Below are 2,229 nucleotides of genomic sequence, written 5' to 3'. Positions count from 1 at the left end.
GCCGCGCCGTCCGCGCCGGTTACGCCCGGCCGACGATCCCGCCCGGCGCCTCGGGGCGTTCGGCCCAAGGGAGTGGCGCACCCGGTGGTGACCGTGGATTGAGCGTGGATTGAGCGTGGAGTGAGCGTGGAGTGACCAGGGTGGTGACGGACGGGCCCGGCCGGCCGGTCCGCCACCACCCCGTCGTGCGGAGACGGAGGTCCGCTCAGCCGGCGGGCGGCACGTCCGCCGAGAGCATCTGCAGCCGCCGCATGGCCGCCGCGCCGAAGAGCTCCGGGCCACCGTCCCGCGGAGCGTCCAGGAAGGGGCGCAGCCCGGCCTCGGTGCGCGCGGCGAGCCCGTCCGCGTGCAGTCGGCGGACCACGCCGTCGAACTCCCCGTCGTACTGGACCGCCCACACGAGGTGGCCGTCCTTGACGAACGCCGCCGAGGCGACCAGCGGGTCCCCGTCCTCGGCCGGCTTGCGCAGCACCTCGCCCTGCACCCGCTCGAAGACGGCGCCGATCTCGTCCTCGTCGGCGCCGGGCGCGATCCGGTGGGTCCACGCCGCGAGCTGGGCCGACCGCTCCTCGCGGAACTCCTGGAACACGCAGGTCATCAGCGCGTTCTGGAAGTACTGCTGGAAGCCCTCCACCGTCTCGGTGTCGCGCGGCACCTGGAGGAACGGGCCGAGCTTGCGCTCCGCCTCCTTGACCCCCTGCTGCCCGCCCATGTGCCGGCCGATCTGCCGCAGGTCGCCCTCGAACTGGACGACGCGGGTCATGAGTTCGCCCTCGATGAAGAGACCGGTGGAGACGTTGCGCCCGGCCGCCCGGCCCTGTTCGTCGCGGTACTCCGCCGAGTCCGCCCGGCGGAAGCTCCCCTCGGCGAAGATCTCCGCGATGTCCTCCTCGTGCCCGAGCCGAACCTTGTAACTGATCGCGATGAATGCCACGGCCGCGCCTCCGGGTTGATGGGATGGTCCGGGCCGCATGTTGCCCGGCCCCGGTCCACGCCGGATCGAGGACCACTGGGAGGCCCGGCGGCCTCGCGCACACTTCTGGCACACACAGTTCTGATACATCGTCAAAGACCTTCAGTGATCCTCCAGTTGGCCCGGAGAAACGATCGCCACGATGGGGCGTCGATCCACCCCCGCCGGCCCACGGATGGAGAGAAGGCATGCCCAAGTCGGACCGCACGCTGATCGTCGCGCGGATGGACCCCGCGGACGCGCCGGAGGTCGCCCGGATCTTCGCCGATTCGGACGCCACCGAGCTGCCGCACCTGATCGGCGCCACCCGGCGCACCCTGTTCCGCTTCCACGACCTGTACTTCCACCTCGTCGAGTCGCGGGAGGACATCACCCCCGACCTCTACAAGGCCCGCAGCCACCCGCTGTACCAGGAGATCCACGACCGGCTGGCGGAGTACATGCGGCCGTACGACCCGGCGTGGGCCGAGCCCAAGGACGCGATGGCGCAGCCGTTCTACACCTGGCAGCGCGGCTGACATGGAAGCCCTGCGCATCCTGCTCCCGGTCGCCCTGCTGGGCAACGGGCTCGCCGCGGGCGGGCTGATGATCGCCGTGCTCGGCGGCGCCCCGCTGCTGCTGTCGCTGCCGACCGAGCGGTACGTCGTCACCCACCAGTTAATGGTGACCAGGTTCGACCCGTTCATGCCGGCCTGCATGGTGGCCGCGCTGATCTGCGACGTCGCACTCGCCCTCGTGGCCGGCTCCGCGCTCGGCACGGCGCTCTTCGGGCTCTGCGCGCTGCTCCTGGTGGGCGCGATGGTGGTCTCCCTCACCAAGAACGTCCCGATCAACCGGTGGATCGCCACCGTGGACCCGCAGGCCCTGCCGGAGAACTGGACGGAGCTGGACCCGAGGGTCCGCTGGAGCACCTGGAACCGGGTCCGCACCGCGATGGTGCTGGCCGCGCTCGCGGTCCTCGTCCTGAACACCGGCATCCTCCTGCACGCCAACTGACGCACGATCGATCGAAGAGGATCCCCATGAGCGTTGACACCGTCACCGGCGGCCCGCCCGACGCGCGGTCGCTGCCCGCCCCGGTCCGGCTGATCCTGCTCACCAACGGCCGACGGATCAGCGAAGTCCTGCACGTGGTGGCTGAGTTGAGGATCGCCGACCTGCTGGCCGACACCCCGCGGACGGTCACCGAGCTGGCCGGGCTCACCGACAGCCACGAGGAGTCGCTCTACCGCGTGCTGCGCTGCGGGGCGGCGTTC

Annotated in this window: 3 protein-coding genes and 1 pseudogene; 3 read left to right on the top strand and 1 reads right to left on the bottom strand. The window is 71.3% G+C overall.

Features of this window, described 5'->3' with window-relative positions:
* Window positions 1-205: 205 nt before the first annotated feature.
* Complete coding sequence (locus tag AB0O00_RS36520) at window positions 206-934, bottom strand: SchA/CurD-like domain-containing protein (RefSeq protein ID WP_363659008.1); 729 nt, start codon at window positions 932-934, stop codon at window positions 206-208.
* Between the two features lie 227 nt (window positions 935-1,161).
* On the opposite strand from AB0O00_RS36520, the gene AB0O00_RS36515 reads away from it, so the two are divergent.
* The 3 genes and pseudogenes from AB0O00_RS36515 to AB0O00_RS36505 form a co-directional block, all read left to right on the top strand.
* A complete protein-coding gene (locus AB0O00_RS36515) occupies window positions 1,162-1,491 on the top strand; it encodes a TcmI family type II polyketide cyclase (protein ID WP_363659007.1) in 330 nt (109 codons plus the stop codon).
* Window position 1,492: 1 nt separating this feature from the next.
* Window positions 1,493-1,969 (top strand): DUF1772 domain-containing protein, encoded by a 477-nt coding sequence (locus AB0O00_RS36510; RefSeq protein ID WP_363659006.1) that lies wholly within the window; start codon window positions 1,493-1,495, stop codon window positions 1,967-1,969.
* 26 nt (window positions 1,970-1,995) lie between these two features.
* Window positions 1,996-2,229 (top strand): annotated as a pseudogene (locus AB0O00_RS36505) (O-methyltransferase); the annotation flags it as partial.

Source organism: Kitasatospora sp. NPDC093558 (assembly GCF_040683475.1).
Classification (GTDB): domain Bacteria; phylum Actinomycetota; class Actinomycetes; order Streptomycetales; family Streptomycetaceae; genus Kitasatospora.
Note: the sequence above shows the minus strand (reverse complement) of the source record. Positions and strands in the feature narration are given on the sequence as shown.

Bases quoted from the DNA above. Each gene is read 5' to 3' on its own strand.
- AB0O00_RS36510 (WP_363659006.1), top strand. From the start codon at position 1,493: ATGGAAGCCCTGCGCATCCTGCTCCCGGTCGCCCTGCTGGGCAACGGG.
- AB0O00_RS36515 (WP_363659007.1), top strand. From the start codon at position 1,162: ATGCCCAAGTCGGACCGCACGCTGATCGTCGCGCGGATGGACCCCGCG.